27 protein-coding genes and 1 tRNA gene are annotated in these 24737 nt (G+C 72.3%); 12 read left to right on the plus strand and 16 right to left on the minus strand.

Translation table 11 applies throughout. From position 1 onward, the window contains the following. Nucleotides 1–9: 9 nt before the first annotated feature. Nucleotides 10–639 carry a nuclear transport factor 2 family protein gene (locus OG435_RS21415; protein ID WP_266878788.1) on the plus strand — a complete coding sequence of 210 codons (630 nt, stop codon included), beginning with the start codon at nucleotides 10–12 and terminating at the stop codon, nucleotides 637–639. Between the two features lie 18 nt (nucleotides 640–657). Here OG435_RS21415 and OG435_RS21420 read toward each other — a convergent pair whose 3' ends face one another. Both OG435_RS21420 and OG435_RS21425 read right to left on the minus strand, forming a co-directional pair. After that, nucleotides 658–1266: a response regulator gene (locus tag OG435_RS21420; RefSeq protein WP_266878790.1), complete on the minus strand. Its 609-nt coding sequence runs from the start codon at nucleotides 1264–1266 to the stop codon at nucleotides 658–660. 20 nt (nucleotides 1267–1286) lie between these two features. Then, nucleotides 1287–2018 carry a sensor histidine kinase gene (locus OG435_RS21425; RefSeq protein WP_266878792.1) on the minus strand — a complete coding sequence of 244 codons (732 nt, stop codon included), beginning with the start codon at nucleotides 2016–2018 and terminating at the stop codon, nucleotides 1287–1289. Between the two features lie 158 nt (nucleotides 2019–2176). Between OG435_RS21425 and OG435_RS21430 the strand changes: the two genes are divergently transcribed. Both OG435_RS21430 and OG435_RS21435 read left to right on the plus strand, forming a co-directional pair. After that, nucleotides 2177–2680, plus strand: coding sequence for a hypothetical protein (locus OG435_RS21430; RefSeq protein ID WP_266878794.1), 504 nt, complete (start codon nucleotides 2177–2179; stop codon nucleotides 2678–2680). A gap of 377 nt (nucleotides 2681–3057) precedes the next feature. Then, entirely contained in the window at nucleotides 3058–3858 is an 801-nt protein-coding gene (locus OG435_RS21435; protein ID WP_266878796.1) for a hypothetical protein, read from the plus strand. A gap of 32 nt (nucleotides 3859–3890) precedes the next feature. Here OG435_RS21435 and OG435_RS21440 read toward each other — a convergent pair whose 3' ends face one another. After that, complete coding sequence (locus tag OG435_RS21440; RefSeq protein ID WP_266878798.1) at nucleotides 3891–4565, minus strand: pentapeptide repeat-containing protein; 675 nt, start codon at nucleotides 4563–4565, stop codon at nucleotides 3891–3893. A 124-nt stretch (nucleotides 4566–4689) separates the two neighbouring features. Between OG435_RS21440 and OG435_RS21445 the strand changes: the two genes are divergently transcribed. Next, nucleotides 4690–5682 (plus strand): zinc-binding dehydrogenase, encoded by a 993-nt coding sequence (locus tag OG435_RS21445; RefSeq protein WP_266881960.1) that lies wholly within the window; start codon nucleotides 4690–4692, stop codon nucleotides 5680–5682. 19 nt (nucleotides 5683–5701) lie between these two features. Here OG435_RS21445 and OG435_RS21450 read toward each other — a convergent pair whose 3' ends face one another. Together OG435_RS21450 and OG435_RS21455 are read right to left on the minus strand one after the other, a co-directional pair. Continuing rightward, nucleotides 5702–6175 carry a GNAT family N-acetyltransferase gene (locus tag OG435_RS21450; protein ID WP_266878800.1) on the minus strand — a complete coding sequence of 158 codons (474 nt, stop codon included), beginning with the start codon at nucleotides 6173–6175 and terminating at the stop codon, nucleotides 5702–5704. Nucleotides 6176–6184: 9 nt separating this feature from the next. Beyond that, the gene (locus tag OG435_RS21455) at nucleotides 6185–7072 is read right to left on the minus strand and encodes an aminoglycoside phosphotransferase family protein (RefSeq protein ID WP_266881962.1); all 888 of its coding nucleotides are present in this window, start codon (nucleotides 7070–7072) and stop codon (nucleotides 6185–6187) included. Nucleotides 7073–7320: 248 nt separating this feature from the next. On the opposite strand from OG435_RS21455, the gene OG435_RS21460 reads away from it, so the two are divergent. Then, on the plus strand, nucleotides 7321–7761 hold the full coding sequence (locus OG435_RS21460) for a hypothetical protein (protein WP_266878801.1): 441 nt from the start codon (nucleotides 7321–7323) through the stop codon (nucleotides 7759–7761). A gap of 78 nt (nucleotides 7762–7839) precedes the next feature. On the opposite strand, the gene OG435_RS21465 is transcribed toward OG435_RS21460, so the two are convergent. Further along, a complete protein-coding gene (locus OG435_RS21465) occupies nucleotides 7840–8559 on the minus strand; it encodes a DsbA family protein (RefSeq protein WP_266878803.1) in 720 nt (239 codons plus the stop codon). Nucleotides 8560–8718: 159 nt separating this feature from the next. Here OG435_RS21465 and OG435_RS21470 point away from each other — a divergent pair, with 159 nt between their 5' ends. Next, nucleotides 8719–10101 carry an NAD(P)/FAD-dependent oxidoreductase gene (locus OG435_RS21470; protein ID WP_266878805.1) on the plus strand — a complete coding sequence of 461 codons (1383 nt, stop codon included), beginning with the start codon at nucleotides 8719–8721 and terminating at the stop codon, nucleotides 10099–10101. 89 nt (nucleotides 10102–10190) lie between these two features. Here OG435_RS21470 and OG435_RS21475 read toward each other — a convergent pair. After that, nucleotides 10191–10265 (minus strand) — tRNA-Thr (locus OG435_RS21475). Nucleotides 10266–10369: 104 nt separating this feature from the next. Then, entirely contained in the window at nucleotides 10370–11035 is a 666-nt protein-coding gene (locus tag OG435_RS21480) for a hypothetical protein (protein WP_266878807.1), read from the minus strand. A gap of 178 nt (nucleotides 11036–11213) precedes the next feature. On the opposite strand from OG435_RS21480, the gene OG435_RS21485 reads away from it, so the two are divergent. The 3 genes from OG435_RS21485 (at nucleotide 11214) to OG435_RS21495 (ending at nucleotide 13749) form a co-directional block, all read left to right on the plus strand. Continuing rightward, a complete protein-coding gene (locus OG435_RS21485; RefSeq protein WP_266878809.1) occupies nucleotides 11214–12302 on the plus strand; it encodes an ABC transporter ATP-binding protein in 1089 nt (362 codons plus the stop codon). A 211-nt stretch (nucleotides 12303–12513) separates the two neighbouring features. Beyond that, on the plus strand, nucleotides 12514–12927 hold the full coding sequence (locus OG435_RS21490; protein WP_266878811.1) for a hypothetical protein: 414 nt from the start codon (nucleotides 12514–12516) through the stop codon (nucleotides 12925–12927). Nucleotides 12928–12969: 42 nt separating this feature from the next. Next, nucleotides 12970–13749: a nucleotidyltransferase family protein gene (locus OG435_RS21495; RefSeq protein ID WP_266878813.1), complete on the plus strand. Its 780-nt coding sequence runs from the start codon at nucleotides 12970–12972 to the stop codon at nucleotides 13747–13749. An 89-nt stretch (nucleotides 13750–13838) separates the two neighbouring features. On the opposite strand, the gene OG435_RS21500 is transcribed toward OG435_RS21495, so the two are convergent. From OG435_RS21500 to OG435_RS21525, 6 genes are all read right to left on the minus strand, one after another. Next, entirely contained in the window at nucleotides 13839–15401 is a 1563-nt protein-coding gene (locus tag OG435_RS21500) for a DoxX family protein (RefSeq protein WP_266878815.1), read from the minus strand. 155 nt (nucleotides 15402–15556) lie between these two features. After that, a complete protein-coding gene (rlmB, locus tag OG435_RS21505; RefSeq protein WP_266878817.1) occupies nucleotides 15557–16528 on the minus strand; it encodes a 23S rRNA (guanosine(2251)-2'-O)-methyltransferase RlmB in 972 nt (323 codons plus the stop codon). 126 nt (nucleotides 16529–16654) lie between these two features. Continuing rightward, on the minus strand, nucleotides 16655–18052 hold the full coding sequence (gene cysS / locus OG435_RS21510; protein WP_266878819.1) for a cysteine--tRNA ligase: 1398 nt from the start codon (nucleotides 18050–18052) through the stop codon (nucleotides 16655–16657). Nucleotides 18053–18157: 105 nt separating this feature from the next. Next, entirely contained in the window at nucleotides 18158–18709 is a 552-nt protein-coding gene (ispF, locus tag OG435_RS21515; protein WP_266878821.1) for a 2-C-methyl-D-erythritol 2,4-cyclodiphosphate synthase, read from the minus strand. Then, nucleotides 18699–19451, minus strand: a complete 753-nt coding sequence (ispD, locus tag OG435_RS21520; protein WP_266878823.1) for a 2-C-methyl-D-erythritol 4-phosphate cytidylyltransferase — start codon at nucleotides 19449–19451, stop codon at nucleotides 18699–18701. Before ispD ends, ispF begins: the two co-directional genes overlap by 11 nt. 249 nt (nucleotides 19452–19700) lie before the next feature. Further along, the gene (locus OG435_RS21525) at nucleotides 19701–20183 is read right to left on the minus strand and encodes a CarD family transcriptional regulator (protein ID WP_003953493.1); all 483 of its coding nucleotides are present in this window, start codon (nucleotides 20181–20183) and stop codon (nucleotides 19701–19703) included. A gap of 612 nt (nucleotides 20184–20795) precedes the next feature. Between OG435_RS21525 and OG435_RS21530 the strand changes: the two genes are divergently transcribed. Beyond that, nucleotides 20796–21464: a DUF461 domain-containing protein gene (locus OG435_RS21530; protein WP_266878825.1), complete on the plus strand. Its 669-nt coding sequence runs from the start codon at nucleotides 20796–20798 to the stop codon at nucleotides 21462–21464. A gap of 93 nt (nucleotides 21465–21557) precedes the next feature. Here OG435_RS21530 and OG435_RS21535 read toward each other — a convergent pair whose 3' ends face one another. Together OG435_RS21535 and OG435_RS21540 are read right to left on the minus strand one after the other, a co-directional pair. After that, nucleotides 21558–22238 (minus strand): response regulator transcription factor, encoded by a 681-nt coding sequence (locus tag OG435_RS21535; protein WP_007265514.1) that lies wholly within the window; start codon nucleotides 22236–22238, stop codon nucleotides 21558–21560. Next, nucleotides 22235–23479, minus strand: a complete 1245-nt coding sequence (locus tag OG435_RS21540) for a sensor histidine kinase (RefSeq protein WP_266878827.1) — start codon at nucleotides 23477–23479, stop codon at nucleotides 22235–22237. Before OG435_RS21540 ends, OG435_RS21535 begins: the two co-directional genes overlap by 4 nt. 222 nt (nucleotides 23480–23701) lie before the next feature. Here OG435_RS21540 and phoU point away from each other — a divergent pair, with 222 nt between their 5' ends. Further along, nucleotides 23702–24379 (plus strand): phosphate signaling complex protein PhoU, encoded by a 678-nt coding sequence (phoU, locus tag OG435_RS21545; RefSeq protein WP_030858619.1) that lies wholly within the window; start codon nucleotides 23702–23704, stop codon nucleotides 24377–24379. Nucleotides 24380–24527: 148 nt separating this feature from the next. Then, nucleotides 24528–24680: a hypothetical protein gene (locus tag OG435_RS21550; RefSeq protein WP_254386622.1), complete on the plus strand. Its 153-nt coding sequence runs from the start codon at nucleotides 24528–24530 to the stop codon at nucleotides 24678–24680. The last annotated feature ends 57 nt before the right edge of the window (nucleotides 24681–24737 follow it).

Consider the following 24737-nt stretch of genomic DNA (forward strand, 5'->3'; position numbering starts at 1 on the left):
GAACCCGCCATGCCGACCACCGATTTCGCCCCGGAACGCCGCCGCATGCTCACGATGCTGGGCACCGGCGCCGCCGTAGCCGGGCTCGGCGCCCTCGCTACCGCGACGCCCGCCGCCGCGACGTCCGCCGCCGCGTCCGATGAGCTCTCGACCGCCGCCTCCTACGGCTCCGGCCCGGCCGGCTCCGCGGAGGACGAGCTGGCGATCAACCGCCTGCTGGAGACCTACCTCTTCGCCGTGGACACCAAGGACAAGACGCTCTTCCGGACCCTCTTCACCGAAGACGCCACCCTCACCGTCATGGCCCACCCCGACGGCACCGCCGGCATCGTCAAGTCCGGCATCGAGGCGGTCGTCGCCAACCTCGACGGCGCGGCGGCCTGGGGCTACTCCACCCACGTCACGGCCAACGCCTCCCTCCGCGTCACCGGCCGGTACACCGCGACCGGCGACAGCCACGCCACCGCCCAGCTCGTGTACCCGGCCACCGCCACCGCCCCGGAGACCGTCGTCGTACGCGGCATCCGCTACCGCGACGAGTACGTGAGGTCCGCGGGCGTCTGGAAGATCCGCAAGCGCGTCTTCTCCCCGCTCTGGCAGTACAACGGCACCGCGGTCCAGATCGCGTACCCGAACTGACCCGGCCCGTACCGGGGTTCACCCCAGTCCGATGAGCCCCCGGTCGACGGCCGCACGCACGGCCGCCGTACGGTTCTCCACCCCGAGCTTCTCGTAGACGTGCACGAGGTGCGTCTTGACCGTCGTCCCGCTGATGAACAGGGCCGAGCCGATCTCCCGGTTGGAGCGGCCCGTCGCGATCAGCTCCAGGATCTCGGTCTCCCGGGCCGTCAGCGCCGCACTCGGCGCCCGGTAGCGGCTCATCAGCCGCGAGACCACCGAGGGCGACAGCGCCGACTCCCCCGCCGCGACCGTCCGCAGCGCCTGGAACAGCAGGTCGGGCGGGGACCCCTTCAGCAGGTACCCCGCCACACCCGCCTCCACGGCCCGTACGACGTACGCGTCGGACTCGTAGCTGCTGAGCACGACCACCCGGGGCGGCGCGGGCAGCCGCCCGATCCGCCGCGTGGTCTCCACCCCGCACATCCCCGAGCCCATCCGGATGTCCATCAGCACCAGCTCGGGACCCAGCTCGCGCACCATCCGCAGCGCGGCGCCCCCGTCCGCGGCCTCACCGCACACCTCGAACTCGGGACACCCGCCGAGCAGCGCCCGCAGCCCCGCCCGGACGACGGGATGATCGTCCACCAGCAGGATCCGCACCGGAGTCACGCGGACCCCGCCCCCGGTCTCAAGCCCTGCCCGGGAGCGGACACAGGCGCCGGCATCGGCACCGGCTTCGGCACCGGCACCGGCACCGGCACCGGCAGGGAGACCGACACCACCGTCCCTCCCCCACCCGGACCGCTCTCCACCGTCGCCGTACCCCCCAGGTACGCGATGCGGCGGCGCAGCAGTCGCAGCCCGTCCCCACCCGGGCGCGCGGCCGCGGCGCCGGCCGGATCGAAGCCGACGCCGTCGTCCCACACGTCGAGCGCGAGTACGTACGGCTGATAGGTCAGCGTCACCACGACGACGGAGGCCCGCGCGTGCCGGCGTACGTTGGCCAGGGCGCCCTGGGCCGCCCGCAGCACCGCGGCCTCGACCCGGCCCGGCACCGGCCGGGGTTCCCCCTCCAGCCGGAACCGGGCCCCCTCCGTCCCCGCGCACAGCTCGCACAGGGCATCGGCCAGGGTCCCCCGCTCCAGCTCCGCCGGAGCCAGGTCGTGGATGATGCGCCGGGCCTCGGCGAGGTTCTCGCGCGCCGCGGCGGCGGCCTGCCGGACCAGCTGGCGGGCCCGGACCGGCTCCCGGGTCCACGCCCGGTCGGCCGCGTCGAGCATCAGGTACATGCTGGTCAGCCCCTGCGCCACGGTGTCGTGCAACTCGGCCGCGAGCCGGTGGCGCTCCCGCAGCACCCCGGCCACCACGGCCTCCGCCTGCCCCCCGGCTCCCCCCACGCCCGTCCCCTCTCGCCACGACCTCCCGGACGCGCCGAGCCTAATCCGGCGCACCCGACACCCCCGGGGGGCATCAGGAACTCTGATCCTCGAACCCGCACCCCCACGGGACCGCCGCGCGGGGCACCCGCCGCCCCACCCATGACACCATCGGGTACGTGCTCGACATCGGCTACTCCCTCTCCCGGCGCTTCCCCGACCCCCCGCAGACCGACTACCGCTCGGCGGACGTCCGCTCACTGCGCCACGACCTGTTCTGCGGGGACGTCTACCTCGCCGACACCACCGCGGACCGGGAAGTGTCCACAGCCTGGGGATGGGTGCCCGTACTGGACTTCGCCTGGGCGCTGTGCGACATCGTCGAGCAGCTCGACCAGGACCCGCGCGGCAGCCGCGCGGCCAACCGGCAGTACGCCGAGATCGACTTCACCGAGTCCTCGGACCGCATGCTCTTCGAGCGCCGCTTCGGATGGGTGGACGTCGAGGCCGACTGGATGCCGTCGGAGGAGGCCCCCCTCACCTTCAGCCACCGCCTGCTGCGCCGCGAAGCCCGGGACTTCCTCCACGACGTGATCGCGGACCTCGTCGACATGCACGACGGCCTGGGCGACAACCCGGTCATCTGGACCCTCCAGTCCCGCTTCCCCCGCGTCCCGGCCTGACCCCCGCCGCTCCGCCGGCGGCGGCAAGCCCGCGCCCGCACGTCACGACCGCCCCCGCGCCGCCGGCGGGCGACAGGCCGACGAAGTCGCCCTCCCAGCCCCTGACCCAACCCCCGCAACACCTGGGAGCGGGCGCCGACCGGCCCCCCAAGACGCCTCTCCGCAGCCCGGCCCGACCCGCAGCGCTGCCCAAGGCCGACGGGTCGGCGAAGTCGCCCTCCCAGGCCCTGACCCAACCGGAGCGGGCGCCGACCGGCCGCCCCGGACGCCCTCTCCGCAGCCCGGCCCGACCCGCAGCGCTGTCCGGGGCCGACCGGTCGCTAAGGTCGCACCCCTCGGGCCCGAACGGCCCGGAGTCCAGTGAGGCAGCGCCGACCATGACCGACCACCACGACGGCCAGGACCCCGCGGCCGAGGCCCGCGTACGGCTCGACCGGGCGCTGGCCCACCTGGCCGTCGCCTTCCGCGGGTTGGCCGCCCCGGCCGACGAGAAGCAGTGCGACTGCCACTGGGGCAGCCCCGAAGAGCTCGCCCTGCTGAAGCTCCCCGGCACGGGCCCCGGCACGGATATAGACCCCGACCTCGTGCACCGCACCTGGAGCGCCCCCGACTGGAACGACCACGGCGCCGTGCTGCGCCGCATCCTGCCGCAGTTCGCCCGCGAGCTGACCGGCGGCCTCGGCGCCTACGCGTGGGACGTCGGCCGTGTCGGCGACTCCTTCCACCGCGCCGAGTGGCAGCAGTGGCCCGCGCCGCAGAGCGCGGCCGTGGGGGAGTTCCTGCACGCCTGGTGGGCCCACACCCTCCTCACCCCGGACCCCGCCTTCCCCGCACGCGAAGTCCTCCAGATGTGCACCGAAGCCTCCGGCAGCATCGGCCCCTGGCTCGCGGACTGGGAGACCCTCCACCACCCGGTCGCCGACCAGCACCTCGCCGATACGGTCGACCACTGGGAACGGGACCTGCTCTGCTACGCCCTCCCCTGGTACACGCGGTCCTTCTGGCCGGACGAGGAGGAAGCCGTACGCGCCGAACTGACCGACTGGCTCGCGACCCGGGCGCCCGCACGCCTACGCGCCCACGGCGCCCCCGAAGTGGTCCTCCACACCGTGCGGCTGCTCAGCCTCGCCGACACCGACCGCTGGAACGACCCGCACTGGCCGTACGGCCCCGCCTGACGGCGCCTGCCAGACGGCGCCCGCCTGACGGCCTACGGGACCACCCTCAGCCCCAGCTGCGCAGCCATCGCCGGAGCTAGCTCGAACAGCTGCCCCGCACTGATCACCGCCCCGGCCAGCGCGTCCACCCCCCGCGCGATCTCCAGCGCCCGCGCCCCCCGCAGGTCCACGTCCGTCATCCGCGCCCCCGTGAAGTCCACCGCCCGCACCTCGCAGTCCCGGAACTCCACCCGCTCCAGCACCGCGCCCCCGAAGTCCGGCTCCACCAGCACGCAGCCCTCGAAGACCACGTCCCTGAGCAGCGCCGTGCGCAGGTTCAGGTAGTCGATCTTGCCGCCGCGTACGAGCACCCGCTCCAGCACCGCCCCGTGCAGCTGCACCCCGCCCAGCCGGGCGTCCAGCAGTTCCACGTCGCGCAGCGAGGCGTCCGACAGGTCCGTCCCCACCCCCCGGACGCCGTCCAGCACCGAGTCCAGGATCCGCACCTTCGCCAGCCCGGTCCGGTCCAGCACGCAGCGCCGTAGCGCGCAGTCCATGAACCGGGCCCCCCGCCCGTCCCCGTCCGCCAGGTCCACCTCGACGAACTCCAGCCCGTCGTAGTCCCCGTCCGGCTCCAGCTCCACGTCCTCCCACCCGCTGAGCTCGGGCAACCGCACCTCCGGCCGCCGCGCCGCCTTCACCGTCTGCTGCTGCCCGTTTCGCGCCATCCCCCCATCCTGACCGACCCCACCGACAAACCCTTGACCTCAACCGCACTTGAGGTCGGACGCTGTCCCCATGACCACCACCACAGCCACCGCCCCGGCCCACACCCCGACCGCCCCCGGCGAGATGCGCGCCGTCCGCCTCCACGCCTTCGGCCCCGCCGAGAACCTCACCCTCGAGTCCGTCCTCCGCCCCGTCCCCGCCCCCGGCCAGGTCCGCATCGCCGTCGCCGCCGCCGGCGTCCACCTCCTGGACACCGCCCTGCGCCGCGGCGTCCAGGGCCCGCCCGCGCCCCTGCCCGAACTGCCGACCGTCCCCGGCCGCGAGGTCGCCGGCACCGTCGACGCGCTCGGCCCCGGCACGGACCCCGCATGGCTCGGGCAGCCCGTCGTCGTCCACCTCGGCTTCGCCCCCGGCGGCTACGCCGAGTACGCCGTCGCCGACGCCGCCCGACTGCACCCCGTCCCGGCCGGCCTCGACCCCGCCACCGCCGTCGCCATGATCGGCACCGGCCGCACCACGCTGGGCATCCTCCAGTTCGCCGAGCTCGGCCCCGGCTCCGTCGCCCTGGTCCCGGCCGCCGCGGGCGGCATCGGCACCCTGCTGGTCCAGTACGCCCAGCACGCCGGAGCCACCGTCGTCGCCCTCGCCGGCGGCCCCGCCAAAACCGCCCGGGCCACCGCCAACGGCGCCGACCTCGCCCTCGACTACACCGCCCCGGACTGGGCCGACACCTTCCGCGCCCACCACCCCGACGGCGCCACCGTCCTCTTCGACTCCGTCGGCGGCGCCGTCGCCCGCACTGCCCTCGGCCTGCTCCGCGCAGGCGCCCAGCACCTCGTCTTCGGCTGGTCCGGCGGCCCCCTCGCCCTCACCGACACCGAGCAGGCCGCCCTGGACGCCCGCGGCATCACCACGCAGAACGTCCTCGGCCCCGCCATGCTCCGGCGGGCCGGCGGCGAAGACCCCCTGCGCCTCCTCGAAACCCGCGCCCTCGCCGAAGCCGCCACCGGCCGCCTGCGGCCCGCCCTCCAGCGCTACCCCCTCGCCGAAGCCGCCGCGGCCCACCGCGACCTGGAAACCCGCGCCACCACCGGCAAGGTCGTCCTGGAACCCTGAGGACCGGCCCCGCCCCCGGCTACTCGCCCCCGAGCTCCGCCAGCGCCCCGTCGGTCAGCCGGTACACCGACCACTCGTCCTGCGGCCGCGCACCCAGGGCCTCGTAGAAGGCGATCGTCGGCTCGTTCCACTTCAGGACCGACCACTCCAGCCGCTCGTACCCGCGCTCCACGCAGATCCGCGCCAACTCCCGCAGCAGCGCCTTCCCGTGGCCGCCACCGCGCACGCCCGGGCGGACGTACAGGTCCTCCAGGTAGATCCCGTGCACCCCGCGCCACGTCGAGAAGCTGAGGAACCACAGCGAGAACCCGACCGCCTCGCCCTCCTCCGTCACCGCCAGGTGCGCGAACGCCGCCGGCCGCTCCCCGAACAGCGCCTCCCGCAACTGCTCCTCGGTGGCGCGTGCCTCGTGCGGCACCTTCTCGTACTCCGCGAGCTCGCGGATCATGGCGTGGATGACGGGTACGTCGCTGAGGACGGCGCTACGGATCATGCCTGCACCCTACGAGTCACCGCGCCGGCCGCCCTTCCCTGCCCCACCCCGCCCCAGCAGCGACTCCGCGATCCCCAGCTGCACCCCCGCCGGCCGGTCCCCGTCCTCCACGTCCCACAGGCAGTTCTGCAGCACCCGACCCAGCGTCCACGCCCGCGCCCGTTCCCGGTCCGCCCCCACCGCCTCCGCGAGCGACTCGAAGCGCCACCGCACCTCGCCGGCACGGAAGTTGTTGACCAGCGCCGGCAGCAGCTCGAACCCCGGATCACCGGCCAGCGGCTTCGGATCGATGGCCAGCCACGGCTCGCGGCCGCCCGCCAGGACGTTGTCGTAGTGCAGGTCCCAGTGCAGCAGCCGGTCCCCCGGCTCCCCCGCCACCTCCGCGAGCGCCGCCGCGCAGTCCGCGACGAGCCCCCGCTCCCGGCCCTCCCCCAGCCGGGCCAGCGCCCCCGGCACCGCCTCCAGCATCGCCGTCGTCACGTCCCCCAGCCGCCGCACCCCGGCCGGCGCCGGGACCGCCGTCAGCCGGGCCAGCAACCCTCCGACCACCTCCACCGCCCGCCCGGAGTCCCGTACGGCCAGGGCCGACAGCGGCCTGCCCTCGTCCAGGCGCTCCAGCAGCAGCACGCCGGTCTCCGCGTCGTCCGCCAGCAGCCGTACGCAGCCCTCCCCGGCCCACGCGCGCAGCGCGAGCGCCTCCCCCGCGTTCTCCTCGTCCAGCGCCGGCAGCTTCAGCGCCGCCGCCGTCCCGTCGGCCCGCACCACCGGCAGCACCAGGGCCGTCACCCCGTACATCCCGGGCCCGGTCACCCGTAGCTCCCACCGCTCCAGGAAAGCGGCCACCCGCCCGGGCAACGCGTCGACGAACTCCCGCCCGGCCGCACCGTTGTCCCGCACCTGCGCCCGCGCGAACGGCCCGGGAACCCCGCCGAACCCACCACCGCCCGGACTTCCCGAGCCGCCCGAACCACCTGCCGCACCCGCCGCACCCGCCGTCGCACCGTCCACGGCCCCGACCCTAGACCCGGCGATCCCCCGGAAGGCCGAAGGGCACCCCCAACAGAGGGAGTTGGCCCACAGTCAGGCATGATCCGATTCGAGCTAAAGTAGTCGCTTCCAGCCAACACACCTTCCCTGGGGGATCCTTGCGCCTCAAGAGCAGCCTCGTCGCCAGCGCCGCGGCTCTGGCCACCGTCATCACTCCACTCGTCGCCACCCCCGCCGCCGCGGCACCCCTCACCACCTCGGACTGGGTTTCGGCGCCGCCGTACTACGGCTCGATGAGCATCGGCTGGCGGGTCAGCCCCTTGCGCCTCGACCCGATCAAGATCGTCGCCGAGGACCACCTGACCGACGGCTACACCATCGGTATCCGCCTCGTCACCTGGGGCGAGGCCGGCAAGAGGACCTGGACGATGCGGACCGTACCCGCCGGCCAGACCCACGCCGAGTGGACCACGTACCTGGATGCCGGCTGGATCGAACAGGCCATGTTCCAGGTCTGCAAGATCAACGCCCGCGGCGTCATCGCGTCCTGCGAGGAGTCGCGCATCATGCACAACCCGATCAACGACGATTCCGTCTAGGACACACGACGAGGGGGTGTCACCCGCCTGCGGGTGACACCCCCTTCCGCATGCCTCCGGGCCGCGGGACGCCTAGGCCTAGGCCCCGATCCCGACACCCTTCAACGTCTCCGTGAACGCCCCCGCGTCGAACAGCGATCCGTCCTTCGACCCGACCGGCTTCCCCTCCACCAGCACCATCGGCGTCGCCTGCGCGCCCGTCGCCTCGAAGCCCCGCTCCGCCTCGGCGACCCACTCCTTGTACTTCTGCTCCTTCACCGCCGCGTCGAAGCCCGCCCCGCGCAGCCCCGGCACCGCGTACGCGATCCTCAGCAGCAGCTCGTCCGTGAACTTCCCCTTCGGCTGACTCGCGAAGACCGCCGCGTGGTACTCCGCGAACTTCCCCGAATCCGCCGACGCACGCAGCGCGTTGACCGCCCTGACCGAACCGCTCGCCCCGTCCCGGTCCAGGAAGGAGGCCAACAGGTACTCGATCTTCACCTGCCCGGCCACCGCCGACTTCAGCAGCGACTCCCCGCCGGCCTCCTCGAACCGCGCACAGTGACCGCACTTGGGATCCACCAGCACCTGCGCGGTACGCGGCGCGTCCGGCTTCCCCACCACGATCCTCGCCCCGTCCACCACCGCGGGCAGCCCCGCGAGCTGCGCGGCGATCGGACTGGTCCGCACCGGCACCTCGGAGGCGGCCACGGGCTTCCCCTCACCCGACCCGGACCCGCATCCGACGACCGCCCCGCCCAACAGGGACACGGCCGCGACCGCCGCGACCAGCCGCCCCGCCCTCACCACCCGCGCCATACGAACCCGTACCTCTCACATAAAAACCTGACAAAATCCCCGCCCCACCCTAAGAAGGATCCACACCGCCCACATCAGCCATCCGGCCACCCCTCGGCCCCCGAAACCCGACAGCACGCCCCTGGACACCCCTCCACCACCCCGTGTAGCAACTCCCCCATGACGATCAACGGCGGCATTTCCTTCTGGTACGCGACGGACGACACCGCCCCCGCCCACCCACCGCGCGCCCCGCTCACCGGCAACACCACGGCCGACGTCGTCATCGTCGGCGGCGGCTACACCGGCCTGTGGACCGCGTACTACCTCAAGACCGCCGCCCCCGACCTGCGCGTCACCGTCCTGGAGCAGAAGTTCTGCGGCTACGGGGCCTCCGGCCGCAACGGCGGCTGGCTCTACAACGGCATCGCCGGCCGCGACCGCTACGCCGCCCTCCACGGCCACCAGGCCGCCCAGCGCCTCCAGCAGGCCATGAACGAGACCGTCACCGAGGTCATCGACACCGCCGCCAAGGAAGGCATCGACGCCGACATCCACCGCGGCGGAGTCCTCGAAGTGGCCCGCACCCCCGCCCAGCTCTCCCGCCTCAAGGCCTTCCACACCGCCGAACTCGCCTTCGGCGAAACCGACCGCGAGCTCTACGACGCCACCGACACCCGCGCCCGCATCAACGTCGCGGACGCCGTGGGCTCCTCCTGGACCCCGCACGGAGCCCGCATCCACCCCCTGAAGCTGGTCAAGGGCCTGGCCGCCGCCTGCGAACGCCTCGGCGTCGTCATCCACGAGTCCACCCCCGTCACGGAGATCGCCCCGCGCCGGGCCCTCACCCCCTACGGCACGGTCCGCGCCCCGTACGTCCTGCGCTGCACGGAGGGCTTCACCGCCGCCCTCAAGGGCCAGAAGCGCTCCTGGCTCCCGATGAACTCCTCGATGATCGCCACGGCCCCCCTCCCCCCGGAGACCTGGTCCCAGCTCGGCTGGTCCGACGCCTCCACCCTCGGCGACATGGCCCACGCCTACATGTACGCCCAGCGCACGGCCGACGACCGCATCGCCATCGGCGGCCGCGGCGTCCCCTACCGCTTCGGCTCCCGCACCGACAACGACGGCCGCACCCAGCCCGCGACGATCACGTCCCTCACGAACCTCCTGGAGTCCTTCTTCCCGACCCTCACCGGCGTGGAGATCACCCACGCGTGGTCGGGCGTCCTGGGCGTCCCCCGCGACTGGTGCGCCACGGTCACCCTCGACACGACCACGGGCCTCGGCTGGGCCGGCGGCTACGTGGGCTCCGGCGTGGCCACGGCCAACCTCGCGGCCCGCACCCTGCGCGACCTGGTCCTGAACGACAGGACGGACCTCACGACCCTCCCCTGGGTCAACCACCGGGTCCGCCGCTGGGAACCGGAACCCTTCCGCTGGCTCGGCGTCCAGGCCCTCTACGCCGCCTACCGCGAGGCGGACCGCCGGGAATCCACCACCCACACCCCCACGACCACCCCCCTGGCGCGCCTGGCGGACCGTATCTCGGGCCGCGGCTGAGGGCACACAAAAAAGGCCCCGGGCGATCACCCGGGGCCTTCCGCTGCCGTACGAATTCCCTTGGCCGGTCCTGCTCCGACCTGGAACGGGGCCCCCTGTCGGATTCGAACCGACGACCTACGCATTACAAGTGCGTTGCTCTGGCCGGACTGAGCTAAGGAGGCGTGGCGGCTCCGTGCGCGGCACGGAATCGCCTTCACTCTACACATCGCCCCGACCGCTCAGCGAAGAACTTTCCGGCGGCCGGGGCCCTCGTCGGCAGCCCGCCTCACGCCCCCGGATACCCCGCCCGTGCCACCCGCGGGGCCACCGCCGCCAGGGGGAGACCCGGGTTCAGGGCGTCCACGACCTCCTGGGTGAGCGGGCGCAGCTCCCACACGTGGCGGACCGCTTCCAGGGGGAGGTCCGTCTCGTAGTAGTCCTCGGCGAAGTCGCGGTAGGCCTCCGGGGTGCCCGCCACGAGCAGCTCGAAGAGGTAGTCCGCGCCGTCCGGGTCGGACCTGCCCTCCGGGAAGTCGACCTTGCCCGCGCGCCACTGCGTGTCGCCGCTCTCGCGCCAGAAGACGGCGGTCGCGTTGAGCACGCCGTCCTCGCAGAACGCCGGCTCGGTCAGGTACGGCCGGAAGGCCTCGGGTATGCCGTCGGTCAGGCCCGGCCACAGCGTGATCCCGTCGTCGCCCCACGGGCTCATCGCCGACTCGTGGTCGAAGCCGCATCCGAAGACCCCGTCGGCCGTGAAGACGATCGCGTAGTCGTCGCCCGAGCCGTTGTCCATCAGTGCCGCCTCCTCGCCCGGGCCCCACTGCGGGTCGTAGGAGAAGTAGCCGTCGTCCTCTTCGCCGCTGATCACCAGTTCCAGCGCCGCCATCGCCCGGCAGCGGTCGCGCAGCGTCGCGATGTCGGGCAGCGCGCGGGTCACGTCGTAGATGGTCATGGGCGCGATCCAAGCAGCCCCCTCTGACAGTCGCCCGCGGCCTTGGGGGAAGTCTTCGCGTCCAGGTGCTGACAGGAGGCGTCCCGGCGGGTAGCGTCGGGCGGAGTCCAGTCCACTGGACTAGACCTTCCACTCGGATCGTCCGGCACGTTCCTGCCGGTAGAAGGGATTCATCACCATGGCTTCTGTCACTTTCGACAAGGCGACCCGTCTGTACCCCGGCGGCGACAAGCCCGCCGTCGACCAGCTGGAGCTGGAGATCGCGGACGGCGAGTTCCTCGTCCTCGTCGGCCCCTCCGGCTGCGGCAAGTCCACCTCGCTGCGCATGCTCGCCGGCCTGGAGGACGTCAACGGCGGTGCCATCCGCATCGGTGACCGCGACGTCACGCACCTGCCGCCCAAGGACCGGGACATCGCGATGGTGTTCCAGAACTACGCGCTCTACCCGCACATGTCCGTCGCCGACAACATGGGCTTCGCGCTCAAGATCGCCGGCGAGGACAAGGCCACCATCCGCAAGAAGGTGGAGGACGCGGCGAAGATGCTGGACCTGACCCAGTACCTCGACCGCAAGCCGAAGGCGCTCTCCGGCGGTCAGCGCCAGCGCGTCGCGATGGGCCGCGCGATCGTGCGCAAGCCGCAGGTGTTCCTCATGGACGAGCCGCTGTCGAACCTCGACGCCAAGCTCCGCGTGTCCACCCGTACGCAGATCGCGGCCCTCCAGCGCGACTTGGGCATCACCACCGTCTACGTCACGCACGACCAGGTCGAGGCCATGACGATGGGCGACCGGGTGGCCGTGCTGAAGGACGGTCTGCTGCAGCAGGTCGACACCCCGCGCAACATGTACGACCGCCCGGCGAACCTCTTCGTCGCCGGCTTCATCGGTTCGCCGGCGATGAACCTCGTCGAGGTCCCGATCACCGACGGCGGTGTGAAGTTCGGCGACAGCGTGGTCCCGGTGTCGCGCGAGGCGCTGTCCGCCGCCGCCGACGCGGGCGACCGCACGGTGACCGTGGGCGTGCGTCCGGAGCACTTCGACATCGGTGAGACGGGCGGCCTGGAAATCACCGTGAACGTCGTCGAGGAGCTGGGCGCCGACGGGTACGTCTACGGTTCGACCTCGCACTCCGAGGGTTCGCAGGACATCGTGGTGCGCGTGAACGGCCGCCAGGTGCCCGAGAAGGGCTCCACGCTGCACGTGGTGCCGCGCGGCAACGAGATCCACGTCTTCTCGACCTCCTCGGGTGCCCGCCTCTCCGGCTGACCCCGACCCGTACGCGCACAGCCGCCGAAGGGGCGTCCCGTCAAGGGGCGCCCCTTCGCCGCGAGTTCCGGTGCCGGTGCCGCTGCGAGTCCGGCAGATCGGGCCATTCGGCCCCAAGCGTCAACCCTTAATTCGAAAAGCCACGTCGAACCATCCCCCGACCGGGTGACTAAATGTCGCCATATCTTCACCGAGCGCTACTCTCGCCCTCGTGACCCACACTGCCCGCCGTATCGGCCGATCCCTCGCCCTGGTCCTGCCCGTCGTCCTGGTCCTGTCCGGGACCCTCGCGGTCACCATGGTCCCCTGGGCGGACAACACCCCCTCCCAGATCCTGACCGCGTCCGCCGAGGACGTCTCCGTCCCCGCGAAGCCGCGCGCAGCCCAGGACGTGCTGCGCGAAAAGCTGTTGAGCGAGATCCAGCAGGGCGAGCAGCCGGGTGACGTCCTCACCCACCTCCAGCAGGAGGTCGACCGGCGGCCGTCCCTCGCCGAGCACTGCGTGGGGATCGCGCGCGCCCTCGGGCGGGCCGCGGTGGACGCCTACGGGCCCACTAAGGCCCAGTCGTTCGCGCGGCCGGTGTGCGACACCGCGTACGCGTCCGGCGTCGCCTCCATGGGCTGACGGCCGCCGCCGCACGCCCTTGCGCACCCGGACACCACGAACATGACCGATTCCGAGCGTTCCGAGAGCTCCGAGCGTTCCGACCGACCCCACGCGGCCGCGTTCCCGGCCTCCCCGACCCAGGCGGTTGTCCTGGCGGGGGGCCAGGGTTCGCGGCTGCGGCCGTACACGGACGACCGTCCCAAACCGATGGTGGAGATCCCCGGCACGGGGATGCCGATCATCGGGCACCAGCTCGCGTGGCTCGCCTCGGAGGGGGTGACGGACGCGGTGGTCTCCTGCGGGCACCTCGCCGAGGTGCTCCAGAAGTGGCTGGCCGAGGCGCCGTTGCCGCTCCGCGTGACCACCGTCGTGGAGGAGGAGCCGCTGGGCCGGGGCGGCGGTCTGAAGTACGCCGCCCGGCACCTCCCGCATCCCGACCGGGCCTGGTACGCGACCAACGGCGACGTGTGGACCCGTTTCTCGCTGCGCGAGATGGCCGCTTTCCACGCCGAGCGCGGTGCCACGGCCACGCTCGCGCTGGCCCGGCCGCGCATTCCGTGGGGGGTGGTGGAGATCAACGAGTACGGGCACGTACTGGACTTCATCGAGGCCCCGCAGTCCCCGTACCCGGTCAATGCCGGCGTGTACGTCTTCGGACCCGAATTCGCGGCCCTGCTGCCGGATTTGGGGGACCACGAGCGTACGACGTTCCCCCGGCTGGCCCGTGAGCGGCGCCTCGCGGGCTTCCCGCTGCCCCAGGGGGCCTACTGGCGGGCGATCGACACGGCGAAGGACCTCACCGAGGCGGCGCGGGAGTTGGCCGCGCAGAACGCCACGTAGCGGCTCCACGGCCCCATGCGCGCAGAAGGGCCCGGCACGCTCTCGCGTGCCGGGCCCTTCTCCTTCGTATCGCCCGCGGGGTGCGCCCGTCAGCCGCCGAGCAGTCCGCCCAGCAGGTCGGGCTGCTTCGGCGCGGTGCTGCCCGCGCCTCCTCCGGTGGAGCCGCCGCCGCGCGTTCCCGTGGAACTGGCCGGGGGCTTCTGCGGGGTGGACTGGCGGGGGGTGCTGCGCGGGGCCTTGCTGCCGCTGGTGGCGCCGCGGGTCGCGCTGGGCGAGCCGGAGCCCGCCGTCGGGGAGCTCGAACCGGTGGCTCCGCGCCCGGTCTTGGCGGCCGGGGAGGAGGCACCGGCCGAGGGCTTCGCGGCCTGCTTCGGGGCGGTGGAACGGGTGGGCGGCTGCTGCTTGGAGGTGCTCGGCAGGGGCCGCCCGGGCAGGTAGTTGCTCGGGGCCTCGCCCGGTCCGGGCACGGTGACCACGGTGGTGGAGCGGACGGCCCCGCCGAGGAGCGAGCCGACGAGCAGGGTGAGCCCGCAGATGACGCCGGCCATGACGGCCCCGCGGCGCAGGACCCGGCGGCGCAGCCGCCAGACCTCGGAGCGGGGGCCCAGGGTGCGCCAGGCCTCGCTCGCGAGGCGGCCGTCCAGGGAGTAGACCGGGGCGCCCGCGATGATCAGCGGGCTCCAGGCGGCGAGGTAGATGATGTCGGGGGCGTCGTAGGCGGGGACGGTCTTCCAGCTCACCGTCATCAGCAGCGCGGCGGACAGCAGCGCGCCGAAGCAGGCGGCGAACCGCTGCCACAGGCCGAAGACCGTGAGCACGCCGACGATGACCTGGAGGAAGGCCACGCTGAGGCCGGCGCCGACGGGGTGGGCCAGCGCGAAGTCGCGCAGCGGTTCGGCGAGGGCCCAGGGCTGGAGGGTGTGCAGCCAGGTGACCATGGAGCCGCGTTCGCCGCCGTCGAAGTAGACGGGGTCGCACAGCTTGCCCATGCCGGCGTAGATGGAGATGAAGCCGAGGAAGACGCGCAGCGGGAGCAGCACGACGCCGAGGTTCATGCGGCGGCCCGGGTAGTACGAAGCCTGCGCGCGGGCGTCGCCCTGGGCCCGGCGGGAGTCCACGGATCCGGTGCCCTCGGAGTGGGCGCCGTCGTAGGCCTCGTGGGGGTGGCTGAGTCCGCCCAGCACGGGCTGCATCCGGGTGTCCGCGTCCTCGGAGTAGGCGTCGTACGTGCGCTGTCCGATGACGGTCGGGGTGGCGAGGGTGTCGTCCGCGAGGTCGTGGGCGAGGTCGACGCGCGGGATGGTCTGGGTGGCCCCGCCGTCGTACTCGTCGTGGGCGCGCCCGTGGTCGCGTACGGCCTGGAGCAGGCCGCCCATGGCGGCGCTGGCGGCGGCGTCGCCAGGGGCGGACTTGCCGCTCCAGACGACGGGGCGGCGGCGGGCGGCGCCGGCTCCGGCGGCCGCGAGGGCTCCGCCGAGTACCGGGGCGAGCCCTGGGGCGCCCGAGGGCCTGGGACGCGCGCTGGGGCTCGGTGCGAGCCGCACGCGGAAGCTGGCGTGGTTGACGATGACCTGTGCGGGGTCGCACGGCACCTTGACCATGCTCAGCGCGGGCTGGTCGTCGAACCCTGGCGTTCTGGTGTCCACACTCATCTAACCGAGTGATGAGTGTTTAGGACACTGCCTTGACATCAGGGATGTGTCCGAGACCCGTCAAATCAAGCCACCCCGCCCGTAAGGGGCGGGGTGGCACGCTCACGTGTCACGTCCTGTGAGCCAAGTGGATCAAGCGGCGGCCTCGGTGGTGCTCAGGCGCGGCCGCGGGTGGCGCGGCGGCGGGAGGCCTCGTAGAGGACGACGCCCGCGGCGACACCGGCGTTGAGCGACTCGGCGCCGCCCGGCATCGGGATGCGCACGAGGTAGTCGCAGTTCTCGCCGACGAGCCGGCCGAGGCCCTTGCCCTCGGAGCCGACGACGATGACGACGGGGCCGCCGAGCGCCTCGAGCTCGTGGACCTCGTGGGTGCCTTCGGCGGCGAGGCCGACGACGGTGATGCCGGCCTTCTTGTAGTCCTGGATGGCGCGGGTCAGGTTGGTGACCCGGGAGACCGGGGTACGGGCGGCGGTGCCGGCCGAGGACTTCCAGGCACCGGCGGTCATGCCGGCGGCGCGGCGCTCGGGGATGACCACGCCGTGGCCGCCGAAGGCGGAGACGGAGCGGACGATCGCGCCGAGGTTGCGCGGGTCGGTGACGCCGTCGAGGGCCACGATGAGGGGGTCCTCGTGGTTCTCGTACGCGGCGGCCGTGAGGTCGTCCGGGTGCGCGTACTCGTACGGCGGGACCTGCAGGACCAGGCCCTGGTGGTTGAGCCCGTTGGTGAGGCGGTCGAGCTCGGGGCGCGGGGCTTCCATCAGGTTGATGTTGCCGCGCTCGGCCGCGAGCTGGAGGGCCTCGCGGACGCGCTCGTCGTTGTCGATGAACTGCTGGACGTACAGGGTGACGGCGGGGACGCCGTCGCGCAGCGCCTCGAAGACCGGGTTGCGGCCGACGACCATCTCGCTGGTGCCCTTGGGGCCGCCGCGGCGGGGGGCCGGGCGGCGCTTGGCGGCCTGGCGGGCCATGGCTCCCGCGATGCGGTTGGCCTTGTGCTTCTTGCGGTCCTCGGCCTTGGGCGTGGGGCCCTTGCCTTCGAGGGCCTTGCGCCGCTGGCCACCGCTGCCGACCGTCGCGCCCTTCTTGTTGGACGTGCGGCGGTTCCTGCGCTGGCTGTTCCCGGCCATGACCTCTACCTGATTTCGTTGGTGCTGCGATATGTACGTATGAAGAGTGTGCCGCCCGGATCGCCGGACGGCCCAATCCGAGTGCGCCGGTCGGACTGCTCCGTAGGGCCTCTCGGCGTCACGCGCCTAGCGCGGGCCGAGCGTCCATCGGGGTCCGGTGGGGCTGTCCTCGATGACCAGGCCCGACTGCTGGAGCTGGTCGCGGATGGCGTCGGCGGTGGCCCAGTCCTTGCGGGCCCGCGCCGATTCGCGCTGCTCCAGGACCAGGCGCACGAGGGTGTCCACGGCTCCGTGGAGGTCCTCCCCGCGGTCCGTCTCGCCGGCCCAGTGCGGGTCGAGGGGGTCGAGTCCGAGGACGCCGAGCATGGCCCGTACCTCCGACAGGCGCGCGATGGCCGCGTCCTTGTCGTCGGCGGCGAGCGCGCTGTTGCCCTGGCGGACGGTGGTGTGGATGATCGCGAGCGCCTGCGGGACGCCCAGGTCGTCGTCCATGGCCTCGGCGAAGGCGGGCGGGACCTCGGCGGCGGGCTCGACGGAGCCGCCGGCCTTCTCGATGACGCGCTGGATGAAGCCTTCGATGCGAGCGAAGCCGGATTCGGCCTCGCGCAGGGACTCCACGCTGTACTCGATCATCGAGCGGTAGTGCGGGGTGCCGAGGTAGTAGCGCAGGACGATCGGGCGCCAGACCTTGAGCATCTCGGAGACGAGGACGGAGTTGCCGAGCGACTTGGACATCTTCTCGCCGGAGAGGGTGACCCAGGCGTTGTGCATCCAGTACTTCGCGAACTCGTCGCCGTAGGCCTTGGCCTGGGCGATCTCGTTCTCGTGGTGCGGGAAGATCAGGTCGAGCCCGCCGCCGTGGATGTCGAAGGCGCTGCCGAGGTACTTGTGCGCCATCGCGGAGCACTCCAGGTGCCAGCCGGGACGGCCGCGGCCCCACGGGGTCTCCCAGTCGGGCTCGCCCGGCTTGGTCGCCTTCCACATGGCGAAGTCGCGCGGGTCGCGCTTGCCGGAGACGCCCTCGTCGGGCTGGCGCAGGTCGTCGATGTTCTGGTTCGACAGCTCCAGGTACCCGGGGAAGGAGCGCACGTCGAAGTAGACGCTGCCGTCGGCCTCGTACGCGTGGCCGCGCTCGATGAGCCCGCGCATCATCTCGATCATCTCGGGTACGTGGCCGGTGGCGCGCGGCTCGTACGTGGGCGGGAGGCAGCCCAGCGCGTCGTAGCCGTCGTTGAAGGCGCGCTCGTTCTCGTAGCCGATGGACCACCAGGGGCGGCCCTGCTCGCCGGACTTCCCGATGATCTTGTCGTCGATGTCGGTGACGTTGCGGATGAAGGTGACGTCGAGACCGCGGTAGGTGAACCAGCGGCGCGCGATGTCGAAGTTCAGGTACGAGCGGACGTGCCCGATGTGCGGAGCCGCCTGCACGGTGGCGCCACAGAGGTAGATCGAGACGCAGCCCGGGACGAGCGGGGTGAAGTCACGGATCTGCCGGGCGCTGGTGTCGTACAGGCGAATAGTCACGGCATCCAGGGTAGTGCGCCTGTAGCAGTGCCCCGCGACCCTTTCGGTACGCGGGGCCCGCTTTGTTGGCGCGGAGGTGTGGGAGGGGTGTGTCCGTACGGGGTACTAGGCCCGGTTCGTCCGGTGGACGAGGGCCGTGGCGATGGCGGCGAGGCCTTCGGCGCGGCCGGTGAGGCCGAGTCCGTCGGTGGTGGTGCCGGAGACGGAGACGGGGGCGCCCACCGCCGCGGCGAGCGCCTTCTGTGCCTCTTCGCGCCGCTTGCCGATCTTCGGGCGTACGCCGATCACCTGGATGGCGATGTTGCCGATCTCGAAGCCCTCGGCGCGGACGATCCGGGCGGCTTCCGCCAGAAGGGTGACGCCGGCGGCGCCGGACCACTCGGGGCGGGAGGTGCCGAAGTGCGCGCCGAGGTCGCCGACGCCGGCGGCGGAGAACAGGGCGTCGCACGCGGCGTGCGCGGCGACGTCCCCGTCGGAGTGCCCGGCGAGGCCGTCCTCGCCCTCCCAGAGCAGGCCGGCGCACCACAGTTCGCGGCCGGTCTCGAAGGCGTGCACGTCGGTGCCGATGCCGATCTGCGGCAGCAGGAACGGTGCGGTGGAGCCGGCGTCGGTGTCGGCGCCGGTCTGATCGGGCTGGTCTGCGGAGCTAGTACGCATCGGTGGCCCTCCGGCGGGCGAGTACGGCCTCGGCGAGGACCAGGTCGAGCGGGCGGGTGACCTTGAAGGCCTCTTCGTGGCCGGGGATCACCACGACCGTGACGCCGAGCTGCTCCACCATGCCGGCGTCGTCCGTGGCGCCCTCACCGTCGACGGCCGTCTTTTCGTGGGCGAGGCGGAGCGTGGCCAGGTCGAAGCCCTGCGGGGTCTGTACGGCGCGCAGCCGGGCCCGTACGGGGGTGGCGACGACCGGCTCGGGCTCGCCGGGCCGGCCGGGCTCGACCTCCTTGACGGTGTCGGCCAGCGGCAGCGCGGGAACGACGGCGGGTGCGCCGTCGCGGACCGCCTCGACGACGGTGTCGACGGTGTCGACGGGGACCAGGGGGCGGGCCGCGTCGTGGATGAGGACGGCCGTGATGTCGGCCGGGAGCGCGTCCAGGCCGGCGCGTACGGATTCCTGCCGGGTCTCCCCGCCGGGGACGACCAGGATCTCCGTGCGCTCGGGCAGGGCGTGCTCGTCGATCATCCGGCGCACCTCGGCGGTGGCGGCGGCGTCGGGGGGTGCCACGACGACGACGAGGGCGACCGCGCGGGAGCGCGCCATGGCGCGTACGGCGTGGATGAGCATGGGGGTGCCGCCCAGGGTCCGCAGGGCCTTGGGGGCGCCGGGACCGAGACGGACCCCGCGGCCGGCGGCCGGGATCACCGCGGCGGTGCGGTGGGGGCGCGATTCGTCAGACATCAGTAGCTCCGAGCCAGGTTTGTGACTTCGGCCGACATGGGTATGGCCTGAAGGGTGCCGGGTGCGACGCCCTCGCCCCTTCCGTGACGACCGGTCGAGTCGGCTGCCCGGACCCGGCACGCCAGTGGTGTCCAGGCCCCTTGGTGTTCGGGGCATGGACGCAGACATGCCGCAGCGCCCGGCAACAAGTCTCCTTGTCATCGGGCACCGCGGCACAACTGTGTACGACAAAGCGTACGAATGATCGCGTCAGGACGCGAGCACTTCGTCGAGGAGGGCCTCGGCCTTGTCCTCGTTGGTGTTCTCGGCGAGCGCGAGCTCGCTCACCAGAATCTGACGCGCCTTCGCGAGCATGCGCTTCTCCCCTGCGGAGAGCCCACGCTCACGCTCACGACGCCACAGGTCACGCACAACTTCGGCGACCTTGATGACATCGCCAGAAGCGAGCTTTTCCAGATTTGCCTTGTAGCGCCGGGACCAGTTCGTCGGCTCTTCTGCGTACGGTGCGCGGAGCACCTCGAAGACCCGGTCAAGCCCGTCCTGGCCGACTACGTCGCGAACGCCTACGAACTCCGCATTGTCCGCAGGGACGCGAACGGTCAGGTCACCCTGGGCGACCTTGAGCACCAAGTAGGTCTTGTCCACGCCTTTGATCTGGCGAGTTTCGATGGCCTCGATCAGCGCGGCCCCGTGATGGGGATAGACCACGGTGTCGCCAACCTTGAACGTCATGTGACAGGTACCCCTTCCGTGGCTATCCAGGGTAACACGAGAATCGACCGTTATGAATGGCGTTTTCGCAGGTCAGGGCCCATCTCAGGGCTTGACAACAGCGACAGGAACGTGCTGCGGGAGGCCTTCGGGAGGGGGTATTCGCAGGTCGGAGGCGCTGTGCGGACCAGGCGAAACGGCTACGTTACACCTGCCCGGGACCCCCGACGATGTGACCTACGTCCCGTTTTGACGGTTTCGGAGGCAGGAAACCGAACTACTCCGTTCGACTGGCGGCCACCCGTACGGGTCCGTTCCGGCCCAATCCCGGAATTGATCACCGGGCGGTGTTCGATGAAATCCGGAAATTGATCACCGGAGCCCCGCCCGCCTTTGCGGGCGGGCCTTTTGCGAATGAAAGATCACCCGGCCCCGGCGGCGCGGTGACGGGAGCGGCGGGTGCGGGCGCGGGACCCCGCTCAGGGCCCGGCCCCACACTGCGGAGGGTCGGGTGCGGGGGCGGGGTGGCGGCTCGGTAACCTAAGCGCGCTGACACATCCTTAGAGCGGCTTTACTTCGCCGCTCCGAGGCGTCCACCCTTCCGTTCCGTACGTCCAAGGAGTTGCCTCCCCCGTGAGCCGCAGCCTTCGACGCGGCGCCCTCGCCGCCACCGCCGCCGCCTTCTCGCTCGTCTCGCTGGGCGCCTGCGCCGCCGGCCACGACGCGCCGACTCTCCAGGTCAAGCCGGACAACGCCGCCGTGACCAAGGGCGACATCAAGGTCCAGAACGCTCTGGTGATCACCCAGGAGAAGGACAAGAAGGGCCCGGCCGCGGTCTCCGCGACGGTGTTCAACACCGGCACCAAGGAGCAGACGCTCGACGCCATCACCCTTCCGGGTGGCAAGGGCACCGTGACGCTGAAGCCCGCGGGCAGCGGCGCCAAGGTGGTCATCCCCGCCGGCGGCTCCGTCCTGCTGGGCGGCAAGGGCAACGCCTCCGCCGTGATCGCGGGCGGCGACTCCGTCATGGACGGCAACGTCCAGAAGATCGTCTTCCAGACGAGCACCACGGGCGACGTCGAGCTGGACGCCTTCGTCGTGCCGGCCACCGGCATGTACGAGGCCTACGGCCCGACCGCCGCGGCGGCCGTCCCGGGCGCCACCCCGTCGGGCAGCCCGTCCGGCAGCCCCTCGGGCAGCCCCTCCGGCTCCCCCTCGGGCTCGCCGTCCGGTTCCCCGTCGGGCTCGCCCGCGGGCAGCCCGTCCGGATCCCCCTCCGGGTCCGCCTCCACCGGTCACTGAGGCGCGAAGCACCGTGCTCAACGGGAACGGCCCCCGTCCGCTCGATGCGGACGGGGGCCGTTCCCGTGTTCCGGGCCGGTCTTGCGGGCCGGTTTACGGCTCGAACTTGTAGCCGAGGCCTCGGACCGTGACCAGGTAGCGCGGGGCGCCCGGGTCGGGCTCGATCTTGGCGCGCAGGCGCTTGACGTGGACGTCGAGGGTCTTGGTGTCGCCGACGTAGTCGGCGCCCCAGACCCGGTCGATGAGCTGCATGCGGGTCAGTACGCGGCCCGCGTTGCGCAGCAGCATCTCCAGCAGGTCGAACTCCTTGAGCGGGAGGTCCACCTTGGCTCCGGCGACGGTGACCACGTGGCGGTCGACGTCCATCCGGACGGGGCCCGCTTCCAGGGCGGCCGGGGTGACCTCTTCCGGCTCGCCGCGGCGGCGCAGGACCGCGCGGATGCGGGCGACCAGCTCCCGCGAGGAGAAGGGCTTCGTGACGTAGTCGTCGGCTCCTATCTCCAGCCCGACGACCTTGTCGATCTCGCTGTCCTTGGCGGTCACCATGATCACGGGGACGTTGGAGCGGCCGCGCAGCTGCCGGCAGACCTCCGTGCCGGGCAGGCCGGGGAGCATCAGGTCGAGGAGGACGAGGTCGGCGCCGTTGCGCTCGAACTCGTCGAGCCCGTCGGGCCCGGTCGCGGCGATCGCGACCTCGAAGCCCTCCTTGCGGAGCATGTAGGACAGGGCGTCGCTGAAGGATTCCTCATCCTCGACGACGAGCACTCGGGTCACGGAAGGACCTCCGGGGCAGAAATGGCTGGTGCGGTGTGAGGTTCGAGCTGGGGCTGGGCGGGTGCGGAGGCCGTCGCCGGGGCCGGCGCGGCCGCTTCGGGGAGTCGCAGGGTGAACGTGGACCCCTGGCCCTCCGAGCTCCATACCGACACCTCCCCGCCGTGCGAAGCCGCTACGTGCTTCACGATCGCAAGGCCCAGGCCGGTTCCTCCCGTGGCGCGGGAGCGGGCCGGGTCCACACGGTAGAAGCGTTCGAAGATGCGCTCGCGGTCCTTTTCCGGGATGCCGATGCCCTGGTCGGTCACGGCTATCTCGATCAAGTCTCCACCCGTCGCGGTGACCCGGCGCGCGGCGATGCCGACGCGGGTGCGGGCGGGGCTGTAGTTGACGGCGTTCTCGACCAGGTTTCCGAGGGCGGCCGCGAGCTGCCCCCGGTTGCCCCATACCCGCAGGTCGGCGGTGCCGCCGGCGGCCATGGTGATCTGTTTCGCGGTGGCCGTGTGGCGGCAGCGGTCGATGGCCTCGGCCACGAGCGTGTCCACACGGACGGGCTCCGCGTCCTCCAGGGGGTCGTCGTTCTGTACCCGGGAGAGGTCTATGAGTTCTTGTACGAGGTTGATCAGGCGGGTCGCCTCGATCTGCATGCGGCCGGCGAAGCGGTGTACGGCCTCAGGGTCGTCCGAGGCGTCCATGACCGCCTCGGAGAGCAGGGAGATCGCTCCGACGGGGGTCTTGAGCTCGTGCGACACGTTCGCGACGAAGTCGCGGCGTACGGCCTCGATGCGGCGGGCCTCGGTGAGGTCCTCCACGAGGAGGAGCACGAGGCGGGAGCCGAGCGGGGCGACGCGCGCCGAGACGGCGAGCGCCTCGCCGCGGCCGGTGCCGCGCCGGGGCAGGTCGAGCTCGACCTGGCGTATCTCCCCGTCGCGGCGGGTGTCGCGGGCCATGTGGAGCATGGGCTCCACGGCGAGCTTGCCGCCGCGGACCAGGCCGAGGGCATATGCCGCCGAGCTGGCCTTGACCACCGCGTCCCCCTCGTCGAGCACGACGGCGGAGGAACGGAGTACGGAGAGGACGGTGTCCACTCCGGGTGGGAGCACCGCGTTGATGTCGGGGCGCATGGAGCTCCGGGTGGGGCGGGCTTGGTCGCGCTCGCTCCAGCGGAACGCCAGCATCGCGATCACACCGGTGCAAAGACCGGCGATCGCTGCAGCTGCGGCGACCGCCGCGTTCACGTCCATGACTCCAGGTTAAGCAGGTGGGGAGACACTTCCACAGCCGTTCGGGTGGCACCTCGAACAGTCGTCGCCCAGAGTTCACCCTGACGACCGTGCTGATTCACTTGTGATGCCGGAGTCGGTCGCGTTCGGGGTTCACCGTGGCAACGTGGGGCCGATGGCCGCACCGGCCCGCCCCGGGCAGCAGTACGGCAGCAGTAGTAGGTCGAGAGAGGGACACGAGACATGCGTGACGCGTACCACGAGGAACTGGACTCGATCGGTGAAGGCCTGGTCGAGATGGCCCGGCTGGTCGGCTCCGCCATCGGGCGGGCCACGACCTCCATGCTCGACGCCGACCTGAAGCTCGCCGAGAGCGTCATCGCCGCCGACCAGAAGGTCGACGACCTCCAGCACGACCTGGAGGCCCGTGCCATCGCGCTGCTCGCGCGCCAGCAGCCGGTCGCCACCGACCTGCGCATCGTCGTCACCTCGCTGCGCATGAGCGCCGACCTGGAGCGCTCCGGCGACCTGGCCCAGCACGTGGCCAAGCTCGCCCGGCTGCGCTTCCCGGACACGGCCGTCCCGCGCGACCTGCACGCGACGATCCTGGAGATGGGACAGCTCGCGCAGCGGCTGATGGCGAAGGCGGCCGAGGTCATCATCACGAAGGACGTCGACCTGGCGCTCCAGCTGGAGCAGGACGACGACGAGATGGACCAGCTGCACCGCACGCTGTTCCAGCACCTGATGGACGACCGCTGGAAGCACGGCATCGAGACGGCGGTCGACGTGACCCTGCTGGGCCGCTACTACGAGCGCTTCGCGGACCACGCGGTGTCGGTCGCCAAGCGCGTCGTCTACCTGGTGACGGGCGAGCACGCGGACGAGCTCCAGGCACCCACGCAGGTCGAGGGCGTCTGACCCGGAGGGCCGCCGGGGCCTGATCGGCGGGCGGGGGCCGGATCGGCACCGGGCGCTGGATCAACAACGAGCCCCCAATGCGCCGTTGACGCGGGGGCCCGGCTGGGCATGAATGAGGGCGAAGGCACAACGCCTACGAGGAGGATCCATGCCCGATTCCCCCGTCCCCATCACCCCGGAGCAGGAAGCGCAGCCCCCGGAGGGCCTGCGCCTGAGCTTGCCCCTGCTCGCTGCCTGCGGCTGCGGCTCGGGCTGCGGCTGCGGCTGCCAGTCCGGCGCCCCCTGCCAGTGCGGCGGCTGAGGCCGCCCGCCGGCCTTCCGTACGCGAAGGGCCCCGTCCGACACACCGTCGGCCGGG

It is taken from the genome of Streptomyces sp. NBC_01264, from assembly GCF_026340675.1.
Taxonomy (GTDB): Bacteria; Actinomycetota; Actinomycetes; order Streptomycetales; family Streptomycetaceae; genus Streptomyces.

Coding starts and splice junctions, on each gene's coding strand:
- OG435_RS21550 (WP_254386622.1), top strand. CDS start 24,528: ATGCCCGATTCCCCCGTCCCCATCACCCCGGAGCAGGAAGCGCAGCCC.
- OG435_RS21465 (WP_266878803.1), bottom strand. CDS start 8,559: ATGGCGCGGGTGGTGAGGGCGGGGCGGCTGGTCGCGGCGGTCGCGGCC.
- OG435_RS21495 (WP_266878813.1), top strand. CDS start 12,970: ATGACCGATTCCGAGCGTTCCGAGAGCTCCGAGCGTTCCGACCGACCC.
- ispD (WP_266878823.1), bottom strand. CDS start 19,451: ATGTCTGACGAATCGCGCCCCCACCGCACCGCCGCGGTGATCCCGGCC.
- OG435_RS21415 (WP_266878788.1), top strand. CDS start 10: ATGCCGACCACCGATTTCGCCCCGGAACGCCGCCGCATGCTCACGATG.
- OG435_RS21540 (WP_266878827.1), bottom strand. CDS start 23,479: ATGGACGTGAACGCGGCGGTCGCCGCAGCTGCAGCGATCGCCGGTCTT.
- ispF (WP_266878821.1), bottom strand. CDS start 18,709: ATGCGTACTAGCTCCGCAGACCAGCCCGATCAGACCGGCGCCGACACC.
- rlmB (WP_266878817.1), bottom strand. CDS start 16,528: ATGGCCGGGAACAGCCAGCGCAGGAACCGCCGCACGTCCAACAAGAAG.
- OG435_RS21435 (WP_266878796.1), top strand. CDS start 3,058: ATGACCGACCACCACGACGGCCAGGACCCCGCGGCCGAGGCCCGCGTA.
- OG435_RS21500 (WP_266878815.1), bottom strand. CDS start 15,401: ATGAGTGTGGACACCAGAACGCCAGGGTTCGACGACCAGCCCGCGCTG.
- OG435_RS21485 (WP_266878809.1), top strand. CDS start 11,214: ATGGCTTCTGTCACTTTCGACAAGGCGACCCGTCTGTACCCCGGCGGC.
- OG435_RS21445 (WP_266881960.1), top strand. CDS start 4,690: ATGCGCGCCGTCCGCCTCCACGCCTTCGGCCCCGCCGAGAACCTCACC.
- OG435_RS21470 (WP_266878805.1), top strand. CDS start 8,719: ATGACGATCAACGGCGGCATTTCCTTCTGGTACGCGACGGACGACACC.
- OG435_RS21440 (WP_266878798.1), bottom strand. CDS start 4,565: ATGGCGCGAAACGGGCAGCAGCAGACGGTGAAGGCGGCGCGGCGGCCG.
- OG435_RS21480 (WP_266878807.1), bottom strand. CDS start 11,035: ATGACCATCTACGACGTGACCCGCGCGCTGCCCGACATCGCGACGCTG.
- phoU (WP_030858619.1), top strand. CDS start 23,702: ATGCGTGACGCGTACCACGAGGAACTGGACTCGATCGGTGAAGGCCTG.
- OG435_RS21525 (WP_003953493.1), bottom strand. CDS start 20,183: ATGACGTTCAAGGTTGGCGACACCGTGGTCTATCCCCATCACGGGGCC.
- OG435_RS21450 (WP_266878800.1), bottom strand. CDS start 6,175: ATGATCCGTAGCGCCGTCCTCAGCGACGTACCCGTCATCCACGCCATG.